A 16330-nucleotide genomic window follows, 5' to 3' on the forward strand; every position below is an offset into this window, starting at 1 on the left:
TACCACGTCAGGATCCATATCAATGGGCGCTTAGAAAATCGCGGCTGGGGAGAAAACATCACGGATGAGTCTTACCTAATACAAGTATGGGAGCAAACGTAGCGTTCCCTCGCCACCGCCGGTCACCGGACGCTCATAGAAACCCCACACGGGGCCGACAAGGAGCACCCCGCTGATTCCCGGGACTCCCCGGACAGGCCCTGAAAGACCGCGCAGTCCCACAGGCTGGCGGGCGCACGAGTCCGCGCTGGCGGACTTCTCCAGATGGGCAGTCCACGGTGGCGGTGTTCTTTCTACGGCAGCTACGCACCCGAGTCACACGGGAGATGGTGCGGCAGGGTTGGTCGCCGACAAGTTACTGCGCATGATGTAGTGCAGATTGGGTTACGCAGGCGCACCTCGCGGCCCAGTCTCAGAGTGAGCGCGGCAGCTTTTTCGTCCGTTGCCTCGACAAGGTCCGCGATCGCGCCGTCGCCCGCTCGCAGGACTCGCGAGAACACCTGCTCGACCGTCAGACCAGCCATCGATGCCGTTTCGTTGAGGAATACTCGACGTTCGTGATGGTCGCCGCGGTGTCTTAAGTGCGGCAATAATCCGCGTGGTGGGAGCATTCCGCGCTAGGAAGGGGGAAACCGTCGGCTGAATTGAATGTCGGCCTCGATTTCGGGCCCAGTCAAAGGGCGGAGGATAAGGTCCTCAAGGTATATACTTGCCGCTGAGGCTGCGTCATCTTCGGGAGCCATACTTCTGAGCTTACGAAGATCCACATAATTGTTGATTTGAATCGGTGGATCAACTTGATGATGCAGAACGGTAATTGTTACTGAGCATTCTTCGTCATCCAGGTGGAGGCTGAGAACTCTGATACCTCCGCGGTTTTGGTTGCTGATCAGCCCGCCGAGCATCACCTGTGAACATACGAGGTTCCACGAGTCGAATAAGCGGTCATACTCGAGGTGAAGCTCTCCGTATTCTCCGTGGTACTCGTGCCACGAGGAGCCGCTCGACTCTGACTCAGGCCCCACAATCCCTCCTAGACCGAGATTACTCGCGACCATAGCGAGCCCACCCCAGCTTAGAGGTGCCATCGCTGGCGGTCTCATTTTGATGCGCACAGTGGCATCTCGTCTGGCGTAAGGCGGATCTCTGCAAAATGTGCACCTGCTGGCGTCGCCTTACACAGCCCGACCAGTGTCGCTTGCCCGGGTGGTGAAACCACGTCGTTGCCGCTAGTGTTCGACTACCCGTGAGTGTCCATCGGGCATCGGTCTCGCTTTCTGTCGTGCCAACGGTTGGTGTGTTCAGGGCGGGTGCGTTGCCGGTAGGTCGGGCCCTCGATGACGAGGGTGTGCGTCGTCCACCGAGCACTCCCCGGACTGGAGTCAGTCGCGCGGCGCTAGGGGCGTAGCCCGCATCCCGACTCCCAGCTGGTCGGGCTTCTTCACCGCGAGCACCAGCGCCAGCCCGGCGCTCAGCACGAGAATTATCCCGATGATTCCGAACCGGTCTCCGGCGAAGATCCAGACAAATAGGCCGAAGAGCGCAGGCGTCAGGAACGAGACTGCCCGGCCCACCATGAGGTAGAGCCCGAACATTTCCCCTTCCCGGCCGGGCGGTGTCAGCCGCACCATGAAGGTGCGCGCCGCCGACTGGATTGGACCGACCCAGAAGGTAAGGATCAGTCCGAATACCCAGAACATCATGGGCCCTTCGGCGATGAGCAGCACCACACCGGTAGCGATCATTGCGACGAGACCGGTCACGATCACGGCCTTCGGGCCGAACTTGTCGTCGAAGAAGCCTGCCGATAAGGCACCGAGACCGGCGACGATGTTCGCCGCGGCACCGAAAAGCAGCACATCGGACTCAGTGATGCCGTACACGGTGACGGCAAGGATCGCTCCGAAGGCGAAGACACCGGACAAACCGTCCCGGAAGATGCCCTGCGCGAGCAGATACAGCACCGTGCGGCGATCCTCGCGGTAGAGCGTTTTGACGTCCCGGAACACTTTGGCGTACGACTGCCTCAGCGTGGCCCGGTGGTCCGCGCGCGGATCGCGCGGCAGCTCGGGAATTGTCAGGAACAGCGGCACCGCGAGGATCGCGAACCAGATGGCCGCCATCACGACAACCAAGCGGACGTTGAAACCCTCGTCAGTGCTGAGCCCCAGAAAGCCTCTGGTGTCACCGTCCCCCGCCATGAAGCCGAAGAACGAGAAAAGCAACAGGAAAATACCGCCGAAGTAGCCGAAGGACCAGGCCAGCCCCGACACCTTACCCACCGTCTCTGGGCGGGACACCTGCCGAAGCATCGCGTTGTACGGGACGTTCGACAGTTCCGAGAAGGCCGCCGCCAGCGCGAGCAGGATCAGCCCTAGCCAGAAGTAGTAGTGCTGCACCGTAAACTCGGTGAACCCAAGGTTGAACGTGAACGGCGTGTCGCTGTTGCGTACGAAGAACATGCCGAACATGCAGATGATCGTGAGCACGGTGAGGAACCCAAGGGCACGTTTGCGCCGCCCCGCAGCGTCAGACCGCTGGCCTGTAACGGGCGCGAGCACGGCGATGATCAGGCCGCCTATGGCCATCGACCACGCCAGCCACGTGGAGGCGGCGAACGGGCCGGTGATGTTCTCGCCAACGGCGTTGACGAGGTACACGGCGAATACGAACGTCACCACAAGGGCGTGGAACGACGAATTACCGGCATCCCACAAGCCCCATGAGATGACTTGATGTGGCTTATTCGCGGTAGCGACGAGCTCTTCTTTGCTGCGTCCGTGTCCCTGGAGCGGGCTCGCTGTCATGGTGCGAGCTTACTGGTCAGCGACCGATTTCTCGCCCTCATCGACGCCTCACGCGAGTAGTGTTCAAGGATGAGTCACGGAAGAACAGCTTTCATCACCGGTGCGTCCCGCGGGATCGGGGCCGGAATCGCCCGCGAATTGGCCGACCGGGGATGGAATGTCGCACTCACCGGCATCGAGCCCGACGAACTAGCGTGGCTCGCGAAGGAAATCGGTTCCAGCGCAGCCTGGTTCCTGGCGGACGTTACAAGCCAGGATGACCTCGATAAAGCCGTCGCGGGCACCCTCGACCACTTTGGCCGCATCGACGCTGTCGTCGCGAATGCTGGTATCGCTTCCTTCGGCACGGTGCGGGTCACTGATCCTGATGCGTTCGCAAAAACGATTGACATCAACCTCACTGGAGCATTCCGCACAGTTCGTGCCGCTCTGCCCGCGATCATCGAGAGCAAGGGGTATGCGCTTGTCATCGCGTCGGTGGCGAGCTTCGCGCCCATGGCTGGCCTTGCTGCGTACGCGGCGAGCAAGTCGGGGGTTGAGTCGTTTTCCTCGGCTTTGGCTGCCGAGGTCGCGGGGCATGGGGTAGCTGTGGGGTGCGCGCATCCGTCCTGGATCGACACCGACATGGTGCGCGACGCGGAGGTCGACCTGCGCAGCTTCCGCGATATGCGCGCAACATTGCCGTGGCCACTGCACGCCACGACGACACTCGACGACTGCTCCCGGATCATCGCGGATGGTATCGAGAAGCGCCGGCGCCGCATCTACGTACCCGGGTCAGTGCGGCTGCTGTATTGGATGCGAGCGTTCCTGCAATCGGGGCCAACACTCGCTCTTCTCGGCAAGATTTCAGCCCCAATAGTGTCGGAAGTCGAGGAGGAGGTCCGCGCACTTGGCCGGTCTGTCAGCGAGCGAGTGGCCCGGTTGACGTCGTAACCCACCAATCGTGTGAATCGGTAGCGCTGCCTGTTCGGCCACAGTGTGGGAGTGTTTGTAGGTGCAGGTTCACCGAGGCCATCTCCTCCATATCACGGGTAGTCCCGCGGTTTGGGCAGCCCGTGATTCGCTCGTCGAGGAGTCGGACGGTGCGCTCGTGGTGGATGCCCTCGGACGGATCCTGTATTCGGGTCCGTTCTGGGCGATGCCCGATAGGTTCCGGATCGCGCCTGTACGGGATCACCGCCCCGCGTTCCTGATCCCGGGCTTCGTGGACACACACGTGCATTTCCCGCAGGTGTTCTCTGTCGCCGCACATGGCGGCGGCACACTGCTGAACTGGCTCGATCGGTGCATCTTTCCCGCTGAGGCACGTCTGCGCGAGCCGGAGCATGCGCGCCGCGCCGCAGCAGCGTTCTGCTCCGCACGCATTCGAGCGGGCACCACGGCAGCGATGGTTTTCGGTTCCGCGTTCCCTGCAGCGCAGAATGCGCTGTTCGAAGCGACCGCACGGGCGGGGTTACGTATCGTCAGCGGGCGCGGGATTCAGACGCGTGGACCTGCAGCCGCAGCGCCGCTTCTCACCGGCGATCGTGAGGCAGAAGACCTGTGCCGCCTGGAAATTGAGCGATGGCATTGTGCCGATCAGCCTGACCGCCCCGACCTCGCACACCTTCAGGTCGCGCTGGTGCCACGTTTCGCGCTCTCCGTGACTACGGAGACGCTGCGATGGCTTGGCGACCTCTACGATGAACTGCGCGATAAGGGCGTGTACTTCCACTCTCATCTGAGCGAAAACGATGCTCCCGGCACCGGCGAGGTGGACGCCGTGTGCCGTGACTTCGGCACCGTCAGTTACCTCGACACCTACGACGGCGCTTTCCTCCCCGGGTCAGAACCGAGTGGACGGTCGCTGCTGGGCCGCCGGAGCATCCTCGCTCACGCGGTGCATTGCACAGAGGCCGAACTTGCCCGATTATCCGCCACCGGCACGTCGATCGCGCATTGCCCGACGTCTCAGCTGTTCCTGGGGTCCGGCACTATGCCGTGGCTGAGGACAGTGCGCAGTGGTGTGACGGTCGCGCTCGGTTCGGACGTCGGCGCCGGCGACGAATGGCTCATCAGCCGGGTGGCCAACGACTGCTTCAAAGTCCACATGAGTGAACGAGCACCTTTCGCGACCGCGATCGATCCGGCAGCACTGTTGTACACCGCTACCCTCGCGGGCGCGAAGGCACTCGACATGGAAGCCAGGTTCGGCAACCTCGATGCGGGGAAGGACGCGGACTTTCTCGTAGTCGACCCTCGGGAATGGGAACCGCTGGAACGAGCACTGGAATCGGTGCGAGGCTCCGCCGATTCGCTCGTCTTCTCACTATTGATGACGATGCGTGAACCCGCGATCACCTCAGTATTCGTTGCGGGTAAAGAGGTTTCGGCTGCTACGGATGCATCTCCTCCCGAGACCACGGGGCTGGCCGCGGAACCGTCGACGGCGTTCGATAGCTGAGCGATACTGCGGATCCGGCCACGCGCCACGGCTACGACATAAATCGTAAAAACCGCACCGACACCAACCAGTACGAGCGTCACAACGATCGCGCCCGCAACGAACGCAAGCGTGTCCACAGTAGCTCCAGCAGTGTCAGGCATAGATTCCCCCTTGCGCCCCCTGTCACCATTAGTACGCGCAACTAAGGCCTGTCACGTGGTCGACCCGCCGCGCATTGTTGCGTGTTCGCGCAGTAGACATCTGGCGTTCACCTCAACGGGCAAAATCCCCCCTGCTTCGCGGTTATCCCCGCCGGATCGGGGGCACCCGGCAAGTGTGAACATCGTGATTACGGGAGCGTCAGGAAATGTGGGTACGGCGCTGCTGCGTGCGCTTGCTTCGGATGCAGGCGGCCCGCACCACGTCGTCGGGATCTGCAGGCGTCGGCCCCCGCCTGAACCCCCATATGACACAGCCGAATGGGTGAGGGCTGACATTAGTGAGCTCTCCGCAGAACGGGAACTCCGGGAGCGGTTTCGGGACGCGGACGCCGTAGTCCATCTTGCGTGGCTCATTCAGCCCTCTCACAACCAGGACGCGCTTAAGTCCGTCAACCGCGATGGCACGCGGCGTGTCATCAGCGCAGCGCTGGATGAGAAGGTTCCGCACTTGGTTCACATGTCCTCGATCGGAACGTACGCGTCTGCCGAGCCGGGCACGATTGCGACGGAGTCCTGGCCGCACGACGGCATTCCCAGCTCCTATTACAGCGTCGATAAGGCTTTTTGCGAGCACTTGCTCGACGGGATAGCGGCAGGCGAAACGACGATCGCTCGCGTGCGGCCGACGCTGATACTGCACGAGCCTGCCGCCTCAGAGGTCGCACGGTACTTTCTGGGGCCGCTCGTCCCCACGGTGATGCTGCGTGAGGGTCTCCTCCGCTTCGCGCCGCTGCCGAACGAGCTGCACATCCAGTTCATCCATGCGGATGACGTCGCCCGCGCCATCACTCACATCCTGCACCGGCGCGCCGGTGGCGCCTTTAACCTTGCTGCCACCCCGGTAATCGATCGCGAGAGCTGGGCGCAGATCTTCGGAGGCACCGGGCCGCCAGCGCCGGTTTCGCTTCTCCGGGCGGGCGCCGCGCTCAGCTGGCGGCTCCGGCTCCAGCCCACCGGCCCGGGATGGCTCGACATGGGCATCCAGCTCCCCCTTCTCGATTGCAGCCGGGCACATACTGAACTGGACTGGCATCCCGAAATAACAGCGGACGAGCTGCTGCCATCGTTCTTCGAAGCCCTCCGCAACGGAACTGGCAGCCCGAGCCCACCGCTGATCCCGCGCAAGGGCTTGCAAGCGCCCTGGACCAGAACCGCGCGCACCCACTGATCGGCGTCCGTGCACATCGCTTGATTGTTCCCCGAAGTCAGCACCGCACAATCGTAACTAATCCAGCTACTGCTCCGATAATGCGGGCTGTATGCTGACTTGATGCCGCACTTTCGACTAAGCGAGGCAGCCGAGATTCTTGGTGTCAGTGATGACACTGTTCGCCGGTGGGTATCTCAGGATCTGCTGACTTCCCACGCCGACGACGCTGGTCGCCAAGTTATCGACGGTGCCCAGATCGCCGCATTCGCCCGTGCGCGTGCTAGTTCTGGCAGTGGCGGTGAGCGTGTGTCTGCACGTAACAGAATCAGCGGGATTGTGACAGAAGTTCTGATGGATGGCCTCATGGCTCAAGTCGAGGTGACGGCGGGGCGCTTCCGCTTGACGTCGCTGATGTCTCGCGAAGCTGCAGTGGAAATGGGGTTAGAACCCGGGGTCGCCGCAACTGTCGTTATCAAGGCGACGACCGCGATCATCGAACGGGAAGGGCCGCGATGATGAGAGGGCGGTTCCGGCGCTTCGGCGCCCCGCTGATGCTCGTTGCAATCGTGCTGGCGGGGTGCGGTCATCCCAACGATGGTGACGGCGGGACTCGCACCATTTCGGTTGCGGCTGCGGCTGATCTGAAGTTCGCCCTCGACGAGATCGCTGATGCTTTCCAGTCCGAGAACGAGGACGTGACGGTATCGGTGTCGTACGGATCCTCCGGCAATTTCGTTCAGCAGGTTCGCAACGGCGCTCCCTTCGACCTCTATCTCTCCGCGGACATCACCCTCGCGGAGATGCTCGCCGACGAGGGGTTCGCTGACCCGCGTGACGTTTTCGGCTACGCGGTTGGACGTCTGGTCGTATGGGCGGCCCACGGATCGCCTGCTGACCCCGAAGCCGGGATCTCCGGACTGACCCGGGATGACGTCACAACAGTGGCTATCGCAAATCCTCAGCACGCGCCGTATGGCCAGGCTGCAGAAGCTGCGATGCGCACCGCGGGAGTGTTAAGCGCCCTTCAGGGAAAACTCGTGCTCGGCGAAAACATAGCCCAGGCCGCTGAGTTCGCCTCCACAGGAAACGCCGACGCAGGGATACTCGCGCTTTCCCTCGCGCTGTCGCCTGGTCTGCGCGGGCACGGGACATTCACCGAGGTTCCCCTCGACGACTTCCCGCGTCTCGTTCAGGGCGGCGTGGTGCTGGGCGGCGCTCCGGAGGCTGCGCACGCGTTCGCGGAGTTTCTTACTTCCCCAGCGGGACAGGACATATTGGCGGACTACGGTTTTTACCCGCCGACTGACGGCGAAGGCTGACCAGCGGCCGTGGACTGGGATGCTGTAGCGCTGAGCCTGCGACTCGCGGCCGCGACAACGATTGTGCTGCTGCTCATTGGCGTGCCGCTAGCTGCTTGGCTGGCGTTTTCCCGCAAGCGGTGGACGGTGCTCATCGAAGCTGTAGTGGCGTTGCCGCTCGTGCTGCCGCCGACGGTGCTCGGTTTCTACCTCCTCGTCGCACTCGGCAACCGGTCGCCAATCGGACGGTGGTGGATTGAACTGACCGGTTCACCGATTGTGTTCACTTTCAACGGGCTGCTGATCGCCTCTGTGCTGCACAGCTTGCCGTTCGCTGTGCAGCCACTCATGGCGTCGTTTGCAGGAGTCGACCGCCGGCTGCTCGAGGCGTCAACAGTGCTGGGCCGGTCGTGGCCTGCAACCATTGTCAAGGTCGTCCTTCCCCTCGCCCGCGCGGGCTTGCTTACCGCGGTGGTGCTGACGTTTGCCCACACCATTGGAGAGTTCGGCGTCGTACTCATGGTCGGCGGTAACATCCCGGGACAGACCCGAACCGTCGCAATATCGATCTACGACAGTGTGCAGGCTTTCGACCACGCCACCGCCGCCCGCACCAGCCTGGTACTGCTGCTGTTCTCGGTGGTGGTGCTCGTGACGACGTACACGATCAACCGCAGAGGCAGGCCCGCATGGCCCCGACCCTGAGCACCCGCGTCCGCTATCGTTCTCTCGATGTTGATCTGGACGTGCCGCTCGACGCAACCGCACCGGTCACCGTCCTCTTCGGGCCTTCAGGTGCGGGCAAAACAACCCTCCTGCGGTGCGTGGCAGGGCTGGATACGCCGCCCCCGCCCGCACTCATCCGGTTCGGTGACGAGGAATGGGTCGGCAGTAACCGCCACGTCCCTGCACGTCGCCGACGCATTGGTTACCTCTTCCAGGAGCATGCACTCTTTCCGCATCTCGATGTCGACGCCAACGTGTCTTATGGACTCGCGAGGCTATCCCGCGCGGAACGGCGCACCCGCACATCGCAAGCGCTGGCCACCGCAGGCGCTTCACACCTAGCGGGGCGCACAACGCCCACACTGTCAGGCGGGGAAGCTCAGCGGGTCGCGCTCGCACGCGCGCTTGCGGTGCATCCGCGACTTCTGCTGCTTGACGAGCCACTCTCCGCCCTGGATAGCCCCACCCGTGCCCGGTTGCGCGGCGAGCTGCGCAGCATCCTGTTGACCATGGGGACCCCCACTCTGCTCGTCACCCACGACCGTTCTGAAGCACTAGCTCTCGGAGACCGGATTGTGGTGCTCGTCGACGGCCAAGTACACCAGCAGGGTTCAGTTGAAACGGTCTTCTCGCAGCCAGCCACACCACATGTCGCCGACGCTGTGGGAGTGGAAAACGTGCTCGCGGGCCAGCTGGAAAGCCGAGGCAGCGGGCTCGTACAGATTGCACTGCGGTCGGGCACCCTTGCCGCGCTCGATCCGGGCGACGTTCAGCTGGGTTCGCACGTCTTGGCTTGCGTGCGTGCCGAGGACATCGCCCTGGAAACTGCTCCCTCATATACCGCGAGCCCCCGCAACCACATACCGGCGATTGTCCGTGACGTCACCTCGGAGGGCCCCCTGCAGCGGATCCAGCTCGACGCCGGGGTTCCGCTCATCGCATATATCACTCGCCCAGCCCTATCTGACCTGCGACTGGTTCCCGGCAGCCGGGTAAGCGCAGTCATTAAGGCGACTGCGGTCCACATCATTCCCCGGGCGCAGCGGCCTGCCAGGTAGAGATAGCGGCTTAGTCATCAACAGCGCAGCGATGCACAGGGCTGGTGCAGTGGTACCCCCAGTCCGAGAGCATTTTCGAGCTCAGCGAGCGCTGTCTCAAGATGAATCAGCAGACGTTGCACATGCGGAACCGCGGTGCGACAGCCGATAATTCCGAAGTCCAGCGTGTCTGCCGTGCGGGTGAGCGTGATATTTAAGGCAGCCCCATCCATCACGATGGATGCCGGGTACACACCGTCGAGCTTCGCGCCATCCCAGTACATCGCACGTGTGGGACCAGGAACATGGGAGATCACGACGTTGAACGTCGGCGGCACCGCACCGACGGCACGCGTCACACTCGAGGTAGCGAACGGTGCGAGCATTGCCGCTGATACGGCCATCGCCTGCAACGGAGTCAAACCGGACATCATCTGCTTCGCCTGCCGCATCGAAGCAGTTACGGCTTGCATCCGCTGCAACGGGTCGGCAGTGTCAGTGCCCAGATTCGCGAGAACCGCGGCGACAGAATTGCTCGCGTCTCCACTTCCTCTGCCGTGCAGCGATACCGGCACGAACGCGACCAGCGGCGCATCCGGCAGCGCCTGCTGTTCCAGGAGAAACGCGCGCAACGCCCCACCGCACATGCCCAAGACCGCATCGTTGAGCGTGCAGTCCAGTGCGTTCGCTACCGCTCTGACGCGCTCGATACGCCACGATTGGGCGGCGAAGCGCCGCGCGCCCCCGATCGGCACGTTGAACATCGACCGGGGTGCACGCAACGGCAGTGGCATATCGCGTTCCCGGGCGATCTGCCAGCCGATCTCCGCCGTCGCACGCGTCAGCCCCACAGCTTCCATGCCCATGCCGGCCGCGACCTTGAGCGCACCGAACGGTCCCCTACCAGCGTCCTCGTCCCGGTGGCGCTTGTGCGGAGCGAAGAGCGGCGGCACGCCCGTCACGCCGGGATCCTCACTGAGCGAGGACTGCATCAATTTCAGCGCGGTGACTCCATCAGCAAGAGCGTGGTGCATTTTTGTGTACACCGCGAGCCGCCCATCGCGCAGTCCCTCGACCACATGGATCTCCCACAGCGGGCGATGGCGATCCAGCAGCGAGCTGTGCCACCGCGACGTCACCTCCAGCAACTCCCGGATCCGCCCCGGACGCGGAAGGGCTGACAGCCGGACGTGGTAGTCCAGATCGATGTTCTTGTCATCGCGCCAACTCAATGCCTTCGGTCGCGCTGATACCGAGCCCAGCGTCTGGCGGAAGCGTGTCGACACTGCTTCCGCGCTAACGAGTTTCGTGTACAACTCCCGCGCGAAGTCGGGCCCGGCGCCCGCTGGCGGCGTGAAAAGCTGGAGGCCGCCTACGTGCAGCGGACGCTCACGCCCTTCGAGGGCAAGGAAAAAGTAGTCGACAGGATTGATGAGACGCATCGTGGGACCTTCATTGGCTGTGCTGGGCGTTGTCAGCTGTACAGGGACTCGATTTCGGGCGCGAACTTTTCCGCAACCACGTTGCGCTTGAGCTTCATAGACGGCGTCAGCTCACCGGTGGCCTCCGTGAAGTCGACATCAAGGATCTTGTACTTCTTGATCGACTCAGCCTTGGAGACGGCCTTGTTGGCCGCCATCACGGCCTGCTCTATCTCGACCAGCAAGTCTGCGTCCGTACGCAGGTCGGCAACGGTCGCCCCCGCAGACTTGCCATTGCGTTCCTTCCAGCCCGGGAACGCTTCGTGATCGATGGTGATGAGCGCGCCGATGAAGGGCTTTTGATCGCCGACTACCATCGCCTGGCTGATCAGAGGATGCGAGCGCAGCACGTCTTCGAGGCCGGACGGGGGCACGTTCTTGCCGCCTGCGGTGATGATCAGTTCTTTCTTACGGCCCGTAATGGAAAGGTAGCCATCGCTGTCGAGACTCCCCAGGTCGCCAGTGTGGAACCATCCGTCCACGATCGATTCGGCTGTCGCCTTCTCGTTCTGCCAATAGCCGGAGAACACGACCGGCCCAGCCAGCAACACCTCGCCGTCATCATTGATACGAACCCGGTTGCCGGGCAGTGGACGGCCCACGGTACCGATCTTCTGCCTGCCGATAGTGTTGACGGTGATCGCCGCTGAGGTCTCCGTGAGCCCGTACCCTTCGTAAATCGTCACGCCGATCCCACGGAAGAAGTGCCCTAGGCGCGCGCCCAGCGGGGCGCCGCCGGAGATCGCGAGTTCGCACTGTCCGCCAAGCGCCGCCCGCAGCTTGCTGTACACGAGCTTGTTGAATACCGCGTGTTTGATCGCGAGCGGGAGCGGGGTTTTCCCAGCGTCCTGTGCCTGGCTCCAGGCGATCGCCGTATCAGCAGCCTTATCGAAGATCGAGCCTTTGCCCGCGTCGTGGGCTTTCTGCCGGGCCGAGTTATAGACTTTCTCGAACACTCGCGGCACTGACAGGATGAGGTTTGGCTGGAAGCTTCCGAGATGCTCGACAAGATTCGGGATGTCGGACGTGTGGCCTACGGTGACTTTCGCTTCCACGCACGCGACCGAGATCGCGCGCGCGAAAACGTGCGCGAGCGGCAGGAACATCAGGGTCTTGTTGCCTTCTCGGAGCAGCGACGAGAAGCTTGAGGCCAGAATAGATGCTGACTCCGACAGCAAATTGCGGTGCGTCAATTGCACACCCTTGGGACGTCCGGTGGTGCCCGACGTGTAGATCAGCGTCGCTGGATCAGCGGCAGTGAGCGCTGCCACTCTCTCACCGACGGCGAAGTCCGCCACGTCCTGTCCAGCCACGGCGAGCTCTTGCAGCGCGGAAACGTTTCCGCCGTCGATCACCAGCACGGTGGTGAGCGCGGGTGCCGCGGCGCTCACCGCATCGAGGGTCTCCCTGTTCTGCACCGTTTCCACGATCAGTCCGACCGCTGCCGAGTCCTCAAGAATCCAGGCGACCTGGTCCGGCGAGGATGAGGCGTAGATCGGCACGGTTACCGCACCGGCCGACCAGATGGCGTAGTCGAGAACCACCCATTCGTAGCGCGTGTTCGCGAGCAGCGCCACGCGGTCTCCCTGATTGACACCAAGCGCGATAAGACCTTTCGCAGCGCTGTAGACGTCATTCTTGAACTGCGCGGCACTCACGGCGGTCCAGGCGCCGGCGATGTTGCGCTGGAACAGCGGGAACCCGGGGGTGTCCGCTGCGTGACGCGCGACCGCGTCGGCACAGGAGGCAGTGTCGTTGATCGTATACGTCGCTGGTGCGCTGAACTCTCTTGTCCCAGAGGCAGGTGCGGTGTTTTGCGTGATGGTCATGATGCTTCCTTGTCAGTGAAGGGGGTGGCGCCGTGCGTGACAGCGGCGATTGGCAGCCGGAGGGCCGCGGGCGCGTGTTCGGGAACTGCCGGGTATTTAGGTGCGATGGCCGCGAGCCTTGTGTACGCCGATCCGACGGGTGGCCGGTTGTCGGATTCTCCCTTGTTGGGCCAGAAGGCGAGTGCGCGTTCGGCCTGGGCAGTGATGGTGAGGGACGGGTTGACACCGAGGTTCGCGGTGATCGCTGAACCGTCGGTGACGTGCAGGCCAGGGTGACCATAGATGCGGTGCCAGGGGTCGATGACGCCAGTGTCGCGACTATCGCCGATCGGGCACCCGCCGATGAAATGGGCGGTCATGGGGATATTCGCGATTTCACCGATGGTGCCACCGGGAACGCCGTCGATCTTCTCGGCGACGCGGCGCGTGGTCTCATTGCCTTTGGGAATCCAGGTGGGGTTCGGTGCACCGTGCCCTTGGCTGGAGGTGAGCCGGTACGAGCCGAACCAGCCTTTCTTTCCGCGGATGTTGATCGAGTTGTCGAGCGTCTGCATGACGAGCAGGATGATGGTCTTCTCAGACCAGCGGCGCACGGAGAACCACGTGAGGTTGCGCGGCCCCAGGAGCATGGTCAGCACCCACGTAAGCCAGCGGGGGATCTTCTTGCCGCCGTCAGTGAGTGCGGTTTGGAGCAAACCCATGGCGTTGCTGCCTTTGCCGTACCGTACCGGCTCGATGTGGGTGTGTTCGTCCGGGTGGAACGACGAGGTGATCGCAACGCCGCGGGTGTAGTCGTTGGCCGCGGTACGGCTCTTGGCGCCGAGGATCGATTCCGAGTTGGTGCGCGTGAGTTCGCCCAACCGGGGCGACAACGCCGGGAGTGTGCCCTCGTCGCGCAATCGGTGCAAGAGCTTCTGGGTGTTGTACGTTCCGGCCGCGAAGACGACCTGTTCAGCGGTGAACGTGGCGAGATTCTTTCGCCGCCGCGCGTTGCGCCCGGTACGAACTGTGTCGACGGCGTAACCATGGCCGTCGAGCGGTCGCACCGAGGTGACCGTCGTGAGCGGGCGAACCTCTGCTCCATTGCGTTCAGCGAGGTGCAGATAGTTCTTGTCGAGAGTGTTCTTCGCGTTGTACTTGCAGCCCGTCATGCATTCACCGCAGCGGATGCACGCGTTGCGCTCCGGGCCGACGCCGCCGAAATACGGGTCACCAAGGGCTTCACCAGGCATGGTGTCCGGACCGCCGAAGCAGACGCCGACCGGGGTGGAATGGTACGTCTCGCCTGCACCCATTTCTTCGGCCACCTGCTTGATCACCTCATCGGCAGCAGTGACGTCCGGGTTGGTTTGCACACCGAGCATGGACTTGGCCTGCCGATAGTGCGGAGAAAGCTCGGAGCGCCAGTCGGTGATATGTGCCCACTGCTTGTCGTTGTAGAAGGGCTCAAGCGGTTCGTACAACGTGTTGGCGTACACGAGCGATCCGCCGCCAACCCCCGACGCCGCAAGGATCACCGCGTCCTTGACCATGTGAATACGCTGCATGCCGAAGCACCGGAGCTTTGGTGCCCAGAGGAAGTTCCGCAGGTCCCACGAGGTTTTTGGGAGCGTGTGGCGGTCGAAGCGGCGGCCCGCCTCGAGCACACCAACTCGGTAGCCCTTTTCAGTGAGCCGCAACGCCGCGACCGACCCACCGAATCCAGAGCCGATGACAAGAACGTCGTAATCAAAAGTGCTGCTTGTCATTTCATTCCCGCTTTCTTCATCACCACGAAAGCCGCGGTGAGGGCGGCCGCCCACAGCGGGAAGCTCATCCGGCCGGGCGGCCGGAAGCCCATGACTCGCTGGTGAGCTATCGTCTGGCCCTCGGTGTACTTGAGCAGGCCCTCCGCTCCATGGCGGCGGCCCAGACCGGAATCGCCCATTCCGCCCATCGGGGCGTCCACACTGCCCCAGGCAGCGGCGAATGCTTCATTGACGTTGACGGTGCCCGCATGCAGCCGGGCGGCGAGTGCGCGACCGCGTTTGCCGTCGCGGGTCCACACACTGGCGTTGAGCCCGTAGCGGGTGTCGTTGGCGAGTCTCACCGCTTCGTTCGCGTCACTGAATGGATATATCGATACGAGGGGGCCGAAGGTTTCGTTCCGGTAGCACTCCATCTGAGATGTCACGCCCGCGAGCACCGTCGGCTCGTAGAACAGCGGGCCAAGATCGGGGCGGGCCCTGCCGCCGGCGAGAACTGTGGCACCCTTGGCGACCGCGTCGTCCACGTGGCTCGTCACGGCAGCGAGCTGGGACTGGGAGGTCAGTGATCCCATGTCGCAGCTGTAGTCGAAAGCCGCACCGACACGCATCTCGCTGATACGCCGGATAAACCGCGTCACAAACTCCTCGTATACCGACGCATGCACGTACAGCCGCTCGATCGAGATGCACAACTGGCCAGTGGATGCGAAGCACGCGCGTACCGCGCCCTCGGCCGCTCTGTCGAGGTCCGCATCGCCGAGGACGATCATGGCGTTCTTTCCGCCGAGCTCTAGTGACGCGCCGATCAGTTTCTCGCCCGCATCACCTGCAATCGCTCGCCCCGAATTGGTGGAGCCGGTGAACATCATGTAGTCGGAGCCGCGCATCAAAGCATCACCAAGCACCCTGCCCGGGCCGATCACTGTCTGCCACAACCCCTTTGGCAAACCCGCCTCGTACATGAGGTCCACAGCCCACAGCGCGCTGAGCGCAGTTTGGGTATCGGGTTTCTGCACAACCGCATTGCCTGCGAGCAGGGCCGGAATGGTGTCTCCAGCGGCAAGGCTGAAAGGATAGTTCCACGGTGAGATCACCGTGACGACGCCTTTCGGGTGCCGCAGTTCCGTGGTGTGGGTCAGCACGGGGAACGCGCCGCGACGACGCTTCGCTTTCAGCAGTGACGGCGCCGAACGAGCGTAGTAGCGGGCCGTGAGTGCGATGTCCGCGACTTCCAGGAAAGCGTCTTTCCGGGATTTACCGTTCTCGACCTGCATGAGATCGAGAATCTCGTTCTGACGCCTCAAGACGAGGTCATGAAAGCGCGCGATAACTTTCGCTCTGTTCCTGATAGGCGTTGCCGCCCAAGCCCGTTGCGCCTCACGCGCCATGGCAAACGCCTCATCGACGTCCTCAGCAGTTGAGACGGGCAGGTCCGCGATGATCGAGCCGTCGTACGGCGCGGTCGTAATGGCCCGCTGCGCATCGGGTGCGGCGGTGATTCGTGTAGCCAGGTGCGTGACTGAAGCCATGGTGAGAGTCGTGGGCCGCTCGACCGTGTGACGGCCAGTAACGTTCGATGTCAGTTCTTGGAGGTGGATGCTCATC

General features: G+C 63.0%; 12 protein-coding genes. 7 read left to right on the plus strand and 5 right to left on the minus strand.

Going from position 1 to position 16330, the window contains the following annotated elements:
* Positions 1-1382: 1382 nt before the first annotated feature.
* Positions 1383-2807, minus strand: coding sequence for an MFS transporter (locus ONR57_RS21605; protein ID WP_265125771.1), 1425 nt, complete (start codon positions 2805-2807; stop codon positions 1383-1385).
* Positions 2808-2876: 69 nt separating this feature from the next.
* On the opposite strand from ONR57_RS21605, the gene ONR57_RS21610 reads away from it, so the two are divergent.
* The 7 genes from ONR57_RS21610 to ONR57_RS21640 all read left to right on the plus strand — a co-directional run bounded on the left by ONR57_RS21610 (position 2877) and on the right by ONR57_RS21640 (position 9688).
* Entirely contained in the window at positions 2877-3743 is an 867-nt protein-coding gene (locus ONR57_RS21610) for an SDR family oxidoreductase (RefSeq protein WP_265125772.1), read from the plus strand.
* Between the two features lie 157 nt (positions 3744-3900).
* A complete protein-coding gene (locus ONR57_RS21615) occupies positions 3901-5253 on the plus strand; it encodes an amidohydrolase family protein (RefSeq protein ID WP_374116505.1) in 1353 nt (450 codons plus the stop codon).
* A gap of 318 nt (positions 5254-5571) precedes the next feature.
* Entirely contained in the window at positions 5572-6624 is a 1053-nt protein-coding gene (locus ONR57_RS21620) for an NAD-dependent epimerase/dehydratase family protein (protein WP_265125774.1), read from the plus strand.
* A gap of 102 nt (positions 6625-6726) precedes the next feature.
* Positions 6727-7122 carry a molybdopterin-binding protein gene (locus tag ONR57_RS21625; protein ID WP_265125775.1) on the plus strand — a complete coding sequence of 132 codons (396 nt, stop codon included), beginning with the start codon at positions 6727-6729 and terminating at the stop codon, positions 7120-7122.
* On the plus strand, positions 7119-7925 hold the full coding sequence (gene modA / locus ONR57_RS21630) for a molybdate ABC transporter substrate-binding protein (protein ID WP_265125776.1): 807 nt from the start codon (positions 7119-7121) through the stop codon (positions 7923-7925). The genes ONR57_RS21625 and modA overlap by 4 nt, the downstream gene beginning before the upstream one ends.
* Before the next feature lie 9 nt (positions 7926-7934).
* Positions 7935-8609 (plus strand): molybdate ABC transporter permease subunit, encoded by a 675-nt coding sequence (modB, locus tag ONR57_RS21635; protein WP_265125777.1) that lies wholly within the window; start codon positions 7935-7937, stop codon positions 8607-8609.
* The gene (locus tag ONR57_RS21640) at positions 8594-9688 is read left to right on the plus strand and encodes an ABC transporter ATP-binding protein (protein ID WP_265125778.1); all 1095 of its coding nucleotides are present in this window, start codon (positions 8594-8596) and stop codon (positions 9686-9688) included. Before modB ends, ONR57_RS21640 begins: the two co-directional genes overlap by 16 nt.
* Positions 9689-9705: 17 nt before the next feature.
* Here the strand turns inward: ONR57_RS21640 and ONR57_RS21645 are convergent, their stop codons facing one another.
* Genes ONR57_RS21645 through ONR57_RS21660 form a run of 4 tightly spaced genes read right to left on the minus strand, consistent with a single transcriptional unit; the run spans position 9706 to position 16329 of the window.
* Positions 9706-11109, minus strand: coding sequence for a wax ester/triacylglycerol synthase family O-acyltransferase (locus tag ONR57_RS21645; RefSeq protein ID WP_265125779.1), 1404 nt, complete (start codon positions 11107-11109; stop codon positions 9706-9708).
* Positions 11110-11141: 32 nt separating this feature from the next.
* Positions 11142-12977, minus strand: a complete 1836-nt coding sequence (locus tag ONR57_RS21650) for a long-chain fatty acid--CoA ligase (RefSeq protein WP_265125780.1) — start codon at positions 12975-12977, stop codon at positions 11142-11144.
* Positions 12974-14725: a GMC oxidoreductase gene (locus ONR57_RS21655; protein ID WP_265125781.1), complete on the minus strand. Its 1752-nt coding sequence runs from the start codon at positions 14723-14725 to the stop codon at positions 12974-12976. Before ONR57_RS21655 ends, ONR57_RS21650 begins: the two co-directional genes overlap by 4 nt.
* Positions 14722-16329: a succinic semialdehyde dehydrogenase gene (locus ONR57_RS21660; protein ID WP_265125782.1), complete on the minus strand. Its 1608-nt coding sequence runs from the start codon at positions 16327-16329 to the stop codon at positions 14722-14724. Before ONR57_RS21660 ends, ONR57_RS21655 begins: the two co-directional genes overlap by 4 nt.
* Position 16330 lies beyond the last annotated feature (1 nt).

Source organism: Hoyosella sp. YIM 151337 (genome assembly GCF_026041215.1).
GTDB lineage: Bacteria > Actinomycetota > Actinomycetes > Mycobacteriales > Mycobacteriaceae > Hoyosella.